Genomic DNA, 8,082 nt, shown 5'->3' with positions numbered 1-8,082 from the left:
CGCTGACGCGCACGCCCGACCCTCCCCCTCCAGGGGAGGGTGAAGAAGAGGCAGGAGTGGGAACCACGATGGACATCCTGATGCCGCAGCTCGGCGAGACCGTCGCCGAAGGCAAGATCATCACCTGGTTCAAGTCGGTCGGCGACACCGTCGCGGCCGGCGACAACCTGTTCGAGATCGAGACCGACAAGGTCACCATGGAGGTCCCGGCCATCGCGGGCGGCGTCATCGCCGAGATCCGCGTGCCGGCCGGCAAGGCCGCGCTGGTCGGCGCCGTGGTCGCGGTGATGTCCGGCGACGGCGCGGCGACGCCGCCCGGCCCGACCACCGGCACGGCGGCGACCGGTGCCCCGCCCGCCAACACGGCCGCAGCCCCCGCCCCGGCCCCGCCATCGCCATCTCCAGCCGCCGCCCCACACGCGGCACCCCAGCCGGCGACGCGGGCGCCGGCCGGCCCGCTCAATCCGTTCCATGCGGTGCGCACGCCGGAGCGTAATTTCGGCCAGGCCCGTCTCGCCGGCGGCCGCACCATCACGCCGCTCGCCCGACGGCTCGCCGCCGAGGCCGGCATCGACGTCTCGGCGATCGTCCCGACCGGCCCGCACGGCCGCATTTTTTCGCGCGACGTCGCTCATGCGGTCGCGAGCGGCGCGGCCGCCGCCGGCCCACGCCTCGCCTCGGGTCCAACGGTCGAGCGCGTGAAGGCGCTGTACGAACCCGGCTCCTTCGAGGAGGTGGCGCTCGACACGATGCGCCACACGATCGCGGCGCGGCTGGTCGAGGCCAAGCAGACGGTCCCGCATTTCTATCTCACCTGCGACGTGACGCTCGACCGGCTGCTGGCGCTGCGCAAGGACGCGAACCTCGCGGCCCATGCAGGCGCCGACGGGCATCCCGCCTACCGGCTGTCGGTCAACGACTTCGTCGTGCGGGCGCTGGCCCGCGCGCTGGTGCATGTCCCGGCCGCCAATGCGGTGTGGGCCGAGGACCGCATCCTGCGCTTCAGCCGGGTCGACATCGGAATCGCGGTGGCGCTCGAGGGCGGGCTGATCACGCCGGTGCTGCGCGACGCGGCCGCCAAGCCGATGTCGACGCTGGCGACCGAGACCAAGGATCTGGTCGCCCGCGCCCGCGACCGCAAGCTCAAGCCCGGCGAGTACCAGGGCGGCGTCAGTACGGTGTCGAATCTCGGCATGTACGGCGTTCGCGAGTTCGCCGCGATCATCAACCCGCCGCAATCGACTCTGCTGGCGGTCGGCGCCGCCGAGCGGCGGCCGGTGGAAACCGACGACGGCGGCGTGCGCTTCGAGACGCGCATGACCGTGACGCTGTCCTGCGACCACCGCGTGGTCGACGGCGCGCTCGGCGCCCAGCTGCTCGCCGCGTTCCGCAAGGCGATCGAGCACCCGGTCGGGCTGCTGGTGTAGCCGGCCGCGGTCAGCGGCCCGGAGACGCGGCGGCGGGCTCGGGGACGGCCGCGATGCGTGCGACCTCGACCGGCGCGGCGACCAGCACGGCACCGGGCTCCTCGACCAGCGGCCGCGGGGCGGGCGGACGGTCGCTTGCGATCACCTGGCTGCGGAACCGGTTCGGCGCAGCGATGCGGCGCAACCGATCGGAGTCGATCCGGCTGCTGACGCCGTTCACGGTGAGCGTGCCGAAATCCAGCACCTGGCCGAGGATGCCCTGGTCGACATCGATCTTCTCGATGCGGTCGAGCGGCATCTCGCTGGTCGAGCGGCGCAGCAGACCGGCCTTGTAGATGACCCGGCGGTCCGTCACGGCGAGCTCGGTGAACCTCCGCCGATACCAGGCGCGGAGCAGAAGGACGATGCCGAGCGCAAGGACCGCCGCCGAGGCGCCGAGCCAGACCCGGTCCGACGTCTGGGGAAAATCGACCTCCAGATAGGCGACCACCGCGACGCCGAGCCAGACCGCGGCCGGCAGTGCGACGGCGAGGCCGGGCAGGTAGAGCACCCAGTGCCGCTTGGTGCGGAACCGCACGATCTCGCCCGGCTGCAGAACGGTCTCGACATAGCCCATGGCGTGCAGGCTCTCCCGGATTCGGCGCCCTAGCCATAGCGCGTTTCGCCGAGGGGTGGAATCGGCCGGCGGCCCGGCCTTGCCGCGCTGCCCGGCCTTGCCGCGCCGGACCGGCCGCTGATAAGCCGGGGAGACGTGCAAATGAAGGCAGCGAGGACGCCATGGCGGGCGAGACCCCGGACATACTCCTGGTCGGACACAGCAAGCCCGTGATCGTCGGCGGACTGACGCCGATCTCGACCCTGCACCGGTTGATCGAGGCCGAGGACAAGGACCGCTTTCTTGCCGGTGTCGCCGACCGGATCCGGGCGCTGGCGGTCGCCTACACGGCCAACAAGATCGATGCCGCCTTCATGCAGCGCTTTCCCAGGCTGGAGATCGTGTCGAGCTTCGGGGTCGGTTACGACCACATCGACGCGGCGTGGGCCGGACGGCACGGCATCGTCGTCACCAACACGCCCGAGGTGCTGGACGAGGAGGTCGCCGACACGGCGCTGGGCCTCCTGCTGTGCACGGTCCGCGAGCTGCCCCGGGCGGAGCGCCATCTGCGCGCCGGCAAGTGGCCGCAGGGCGCCTATCCGCTCAGCAAGGCGACGCTGCGCAACCGCAGGGTCGGGCTCGTCGGCATGGGCCGCATCGGCCGCGCCATCGCGCGCCGGCTCGACGCCTTCGGCGTGCCGGTCGTCTATCACACGCGCCGCGCCAATCCCGACGTGCCGTACCGCCACTATCCGGTGCTGCTCGACATGGCCCGCGACGTCGACGTGCTGCTGCTGATTCTGCCGGGCGGCGCCGCGACCAGGAACCTGGTCGACGCCGCGGTGCTCGAGGCGTTGGGTCCGGACGGCATCCTGATCAACATGGCGCGCGGCTCGGTGGTCGACGAGCAGGCCCTGATCGCGGCGCTGCGAAGCCGCACGATCTTCTCGGCCGGCCTCGACGTGTTCGCCGACGAGCCGCATGTCCCGCCCGAGCTGATCGCCATGGATCACGTCGTGCTGTTCCCGCACCTCGGCTCGGGCTCGGCCCACACGCGGGCCCGCATGGACCAGCTCGTGGTCGACAATCTCGCGTCCTGGTTCGCCGGCAAGGGGCCGCTCACCCCGGTGCCGGAGACGCCCTGGCCGCCGGCGGCATGAGGGGCGGCGCTGGGCCGGTCGCGCGGCGGGCTCCCGCCGCGGCGAAAAATGATCTAGCCTGAGCGCATGCGAACCCGATCCATCGCGCGCCCAGCGCGTCTCGCCGCCCCGCTTCTCGCCGCCGTGCTGCTGGCCGTGCCGGCTGCCGCCCAGTCGCCCACTCCGCCGCCCGGCCCCAGCGAGGCGGCCCGCACGGTCGCGGGCACGCAGTGGGAGTTCTCCAACGCCGACCGCGACCGCCGCTGCGCCGTCTCGTTCCGCACCGACGCCGCCGGCTCGGTCGGCATGAAGATCGACTTCGACAAGGGGTGCGCCGGCATCTTCCCGTTCCTGCGCGACGCCGCCGCCTGGACCCTCGGCGAGCACGACTTCCTGCGGTTCGTCGACGCGCGCGGCAAGGCGATGCTGGAGTTCAGCGAGGTCGAGCAGGGCCTGTGGGAGGCGCCCAAGCCCGGCGAGGGCATCCTGTTCCTGCAGACGGTCGCCTCGCTCAAACGCCCGGCCCCGAGCGTCGAGGAGATGGCCGGCCAGTGGTCGCTCACCCGCGGCGGGCGGACGCTCTGCCCGGTCACGCTGGCGGCCACCCCGGCCGGCGACGGCTTCGCGCTGCGGCTCGGCGCCAATTGCGACGCCGCGATCACGCGCTTCGCGCCGACCGCCTGGTCGATGGACCGCGACGAGCTCGTCCTCGCCGGCGCCCGCAGCCAGACCTGGCGGTTCGAGGAGACCGAGCCGAAGACCTGGCAGCGCGTACCCGAAACGCGCGACCCGATCCTGATGGTGAAGCAGTAAGGCGGCAGCGGAGGCGGCGCTGCGGTCGCGCCTCAGTCGCGCGCCAGGGCGGCGACCGGGTCGAGGCGTGAGGCGTTGCGGGCCGGCAGCCAGCCGAACAGGACGCCGATCAGGGTCGAGCAGAGCACGGCCGCGACGATCGAGGTGCCGGAATAGACCAGGCTGAAGCTCGAGCCGACCGCCGCGAAGGCCGCCCCGAAGGCGAGCGCCGTCGCGATTCCGATCAGGCCCCCGATCAGGCACACCAGAACGGCTTCGATCAGGAACTGCTGCATGATGTCGCTCCGGCGTGCCCCCACCGCCATGCGCACGCCGATCTCGCCGACCCGCTCCGACACCGACACCAGCATGATGTTCATCACCCCGATGCCGCCGACGATCAGCGAGATCACCGCGATCGCGGCGATCAGCAAGGTCAGCACCTCGGCCGTGGCCGTGATGGTGCGCCGGATGTCGTCGGTGTTGAGGATGAAGAAATCCTTGGTGCCGTGCCGCTTCCGCAGCACGTCGACGACGGCCTGCTCGGCGAGCTTGGTATCGGTCGCGTCGTCCACCAGCACCGTGATGCTGCGCAACGAATAACTGCCGAGAATGCGGGCCTGCACGGTCGTGTAAGGCAGGTAGACGGACGGGTTGGCGCTCGATCCGAAGCCGCCCTGCTGCTGCCTGGTGACGCCGATCACCCGGAACGGCACCTTGCCGATCAGCAGCGTGCGGCCGACCGCGCCGTCGGCCTCCGCCGAGAACAGCGCCTTGCGGGTGTTCTCGTCGATCACGACCTCCTGGGCCATGGTCGCGACGCTGCCGCCGTCGAAGAAGCGCCCGTCGGCCAGCTTGGTCCCCTTGACGACGAAATACTGCTCGCCGACCCCGTTGATCATGGCACTCACCTCGAGCGCGCCGTGCCGCAGCGTGCTGTTGGTCGAGACCGTCGGCGTCACCCCGGCGACGAAGGGCTGCCCGGCGAGAGCGCGCGCGTCGTCCATCACCAGGGTCTTCACCTTGGCGGAGCGGACGTCGCCGAAGTCGGCGCCCGGAAAGACCTCGAGCGTGTTGGTGCCGAGGCTCGAGATGTTGGACAGGATCATGCGGCGCGAGCCCTCGCCGAGCGCGACGACGCAGACGACGGAGGCGATGCCGATGATGATGCCCAGCATGGTGAGCACGGTGCGCAAGCGGTGCGCGTTCATGGCGAGCAGCGCCATGCGGAGCGCCTCGCGAAAGCGGTCGGCGGCGGCTCGCAGGGGCGACGCCGCACCCGGCTCCACGGCGGCCTGCCGCGGCGTCCTGGGTGCCGGCTCCCGCACGCGCCGGTCGCCGACCAAGACGCCGTCGCTGATCTCGACGATGCGCTCGGCCTGGCTCGCCACCGCCATGTCGTGCGTGACGATCACGACGGTCGTGCCCTCGGCATTGAGCTCGTCGAGAATGCGCAGCACCTCGTCGCCGCTTGCGCGGTCGAGCGCGCCGGTCGGCTCGTCGGCGAACACCACGTCGGCGCCGTTGACCAGCGCGCGGGCGATCGAGACGCGCTGCTGCTGGCCGCCCGAGAGCTGGCCGGGCCGGTGACCGAGCCGGTCGGCCATGCCGAGCCGCCCCAGCAGCGCGGCGGCGCGGCGCTTTCGGTTTGCCGGAGACGTCCCCGCATAGGTCGCCGGCATCTCGACATTGCCGAGCGCCGTCAGCTCGGAGAGCAGATGGTAGCGCTGGAACACGAAGCCGAAGCGCTCGCGCCGCAGCGCCGCGAGCTCGTCCGGACCGAGCGCCGCGGTGTCCCGCCCGGCGATGCGATAGCTGCCGGCAGTCGGCCGGTCGAGGCAGCCCAGGATGTTCATCAGGGTCGACTTGCCGGACCCGGACGGCCCGACGATCGCGACCATCTCGCCGGCCCGGATCTCCAGGTCGACGCCGGCCAGGGCCGCGATGGTGCCTTCGCCGGCCGGATACTCGCGTCGCACGCCGGAGAGCGAGATCAGGGCCGGCGCGGTCGGCGACGTGGCCACGGTCAGAACCCCATCGGGGGCGGCGGGCCCATGCGGGTCTGGGCCTGCGTCTCGGCGTTGCGCCGGCCCGTGACGACGCGTTCGCCCGCCGTCAGGCCAGCGCGGATCTCCGCCATCACCTTGGTGTTGAACCCGACCGTCACGGCCCGGCTCTCGATCTCGCCACGCGCGCCGATCACCTGCACCGGATAGGTGCCGTCGTCACGGCGGCCACCGAGCGCGGCGGCCGGAACGACCGGCACGGCCTTGGCCCCGCCGAGCACGATACGGACCTGAGCCGTCATGTAGGTCCGCAGCCGTCCGTCGGGATTCGGCACGTCGAAGAGGCCGATATAATAGATCGCCGAGGTGCTGGTCGACGACGACGAGCTCGACGAGGTCGACGAGGTCGACGTCGTGCTGAAGCTGGAATCCGTCTTGATCGATTCGGGCGCCGGCTCGATCGACTGCAGGGTCGCATGGAAGCGCCGCTCGGGATCGCCCAGGATGGTGAACCAGACGTCCTGGCCGGGCTTCACCCGGACGATGTCGGCCTCCGAGATCTCGGCCCGCACCGTCATCACGTCGAGCCGGCCGAGCACCACGATGGTCGGCGCCGACTGCACCGCGTTGACGGTCTGGCCCTCTTGCGCGACGATCGCCAGCACGGTGCCGTCGATCGGCGCGGTGATGCGCGTGTAACCGAGATTGATGCGCGCCGTCTCCACCTCCACCTCGGCCTCGACGATCTGGGCATCGAGCTGCGCGATCTGGGCGCGCGTCGTCTTCACCGTGGTCTCGGCCGTATCGTAATCGGCGCGCGACGACGCTTTCTGGGCGAAGGTGAGCTGGTGGCGGGCGAGTGTCGCCTCGGCATTGGCGAGCGTCGCCTCTTTCTCGACCCGCTGGGCGCGCTTCTCGTCGAGCGAGGCGATCGCGGTGCGCAGGGTGTTCTGCTGGGTGAGGGAGTCGATCTCGGCGATCAGATCGCCCTTGGCGACCTTGCGGCCGAGCTCCACCTTCAGCGCCGTGATGCGGCCCGAGACCTGTGCGCCGACGGCGACCAGCTTCACCGGCTTGAGCGTGCCGCTCGCCAGCACGATCTCCTCGATGTCGCCGACCGTCACGGCCGCCGTCATCACGTCGGCGAGCGGTGGCGGCGTCAGCCGTACCTTGATCAGCCAGCCGCCGCCGACGAGGCCGACGAGACCGGCGGCGAGCAGCACGAGACGTGAGCGGCGGGTCACGAGGCGAAACGCCCGGAGGTCCGACGCGCTTTGGAGCCACGCACGAGCACCTGATAAGATCCACGGTCACACATCGTGTGGCTATGTATTCGGCGGAGCTTCGGCGCGTCAACCGACGTTGAATTCTTTACATTTGCAATAACAAGGAACAAGTCGAAACAGTCTGAAACACGACTGCGCCCGGCGGGGCGAAGTTCGCCACGACGGGCGAATTGCTCTACGCCGCCGCTGCGAACGCCGCGACGACACGATCGGCTGCGGCGCTGTCGACGTGGCGATGGGTGACGAGACGAAGCTGAGCGTCACCGCTCGCCTGCACTCTCACGCCCGCCGCTGCCAGATCGCTCGCCCAGACGGAGGCGCTGCGGCCGGTCGCCGACACGTCGATGCGCAGGATGTTGGTCTCCACCGTGGCCGGATCGATCAGCGACGCATCCAGCGCGAACAGGCCGGTCGCGATCCGCTGCGCCACGGCATGGTCGTCGGCGAGGCGTTCCACCATCGTCTCCAGCGCGACGATGCCGGCCCCCGCGATCACGCCGGCCTGGCGCATCGCGCCGCCGAGCATGCGGCGCAGCGCCCGGGCCCGGACGATCAGCTCGACCGGGCCGGCCAGCACACTGCCGACCGGCGCGCTCAGTCCCTTGGAGACGCAAAACATCACGGTGTCGGCGAAGGCCGCGATACGATCAGCGCCGACGCCGAGCGCCACCGCGGCATTGAACAGCCGCGCGCCGTCGATGTGCACGGGCACGCCGCTCTGATGCGCCAGCCAGGACACGTCGCGCAGATGGTCGAGCGGCAGAACGCGGCCGCCGGCCCCGTTGTGGGTCGTCTCCAGCCAGACGAGGCCGGCCCCGACCCGGCCGGCCGGCGGAC

Annotated in this window: 7 protein-coding genes; 3 read left to right on the top strand and 4 right to left on the bottom strand. The window is 71.3% G+C overall.

Annotation, left to right across the window (positions count from 1 at the left end; all coding sequences use genetic code 11):
- The first annotated feature begins 56 nt into the window (after nucleotides 1-56).
- A complete protein-coding gene (locus tag CH341_RS03570; protein WP_245430859.1) occupies nucleotides 57-1,427 on the top strand; it encodes a 2-oxo acid dehydrogenase subunit E2 in 1,371 nt (456 codons plus the stop codon).
- Between the two features lie 10 nt (nucleotides 1,428-1,437).
- Here the strand turns inward: CH341_RS03570 and CH341_RS03565 are convergent, their stop codons facing one another.
- Nucleotides 1,438-2,043: a PH domain-containing protein gene (locus tag CH341_RS03565; protein ID WP_111417652.1), complete on the bottom strand. Its 606-nt coding sequence runs from the start codon at nucleotides 2,041-2,043 to the stop codon at nucleotides 1,438-1,440.
- 161 nt (nucleotides 2,044-2,204) lie between these two features.
- Between CH341_RS03565 and CH341_RS03560 the strand changes: the two genes are divergently transcribed.
- Nucleotides 2,205-3,182, top strand: coding sequence for a 2-hydroxyacid dehydrogenase (locus CH341_RS03560; RefSeq protein ID WP_111417651.1), 978 nt, complete (start codon nucleotides 2,205-2,207; stop codon nucleotides 3,180-3,182).
- A 66-nt stretch (nucleotides 3,183-3,248) separates the two neighbouring features.
- Nucleotides 3,249-3,974, top strand: coding sequence for an AprI/Inh family metalloprotease inhibitor (locus CH341_RS03555; RefSeq protein WP_111417650.1), 726 nt, complete (start codon nucleotides 3,249-3,251; stop codon nucleotides 3,972-3,974).
- 32 nt (nucleotides 3,975-4,006) lie between these two features.
- Here CH341_RS03555 and CH341_RS03550 read toward each other — a convergent pair whose 3' ends face one another.
- The 3 genes from CH341_RS03550 to CH341_RS35705 all read right to left on the bottom strand — a co-directional run.
- Nucleotides 4,007-5,977: a MacB family efflux pump subunit gene (locus tag CH341_RS03550; RefSeq protein ID WP_245430858.1), complete on the bottom strand. Its 1,971-nt coding sequence runs from the start codon at nucleotides 5,975-5,977 to the stop codon at nucleotides 4,007-4,009.
- A 2-nt stretch (nucleotides 5,978-5,979) separates the two neighbouring features.
- Nucleotides 5,980-7,203 (bottom strand): efflux RND transporter periplasmic adaptor subunit, encoded by a 1,224-nt coding sequence (locus tag CH341_RS03545; protein ID WP_245430857.1) that lies wholly within the window; start codon nucleotides 7,201-7,203, stop codon nucleotides 5,980-5,982.
- A gap of 217 nt (nucleotides 7,204-7,420) precedes the next feature.
- The coding region (locus tag CH341_RS35705; RefSeq protein ID WP_245430856.1) for a GntG family PLP-dependent aldolase at nucleotides 7,421-8,082 on the bottom strand (662 nt) is incomplete at its 5' end.

This window comes from Rhodoplanes roseus, from assembly GCF_003258865.1.
GTDB lineage: Bacteria > Pseudomonadota > Alphaproteobacteria > Rhizobiales > Xanthobacteraceae > Rhodoplanes > Rhodoplanes roseus.
The sequence above is the reverse complement of the archived record's forward strand: the minus strand, read 5'-3'. Positions and strand labels throughout refer to the sequence as shown.

Bases quoted from the DNA above. Each gene is read 5' to 3' on its own strand.
- CH341_RS03565 (WP_111417652.1), bottom strand. From the start codon at position 2,043: ATGGGCTATGTCGAGACCGTTCTGCAGCCGGGCGAGATCGTGCGGTTC.
- CH341_RS03555 (WP_111417650.1), top strand. From the start codon at position 3,249: ATGCGAACCCGATCCATCGCGCGCCCAGCGCGTCTCGCCGCCCCGCTT.
- CH341_RS03560 (WP_111417651.1), top strand. From the start codon at position 2,205: ATGGCGGGCGAGACCCCGGACATACTCCTGGTCGGACACAGCAAGCCC.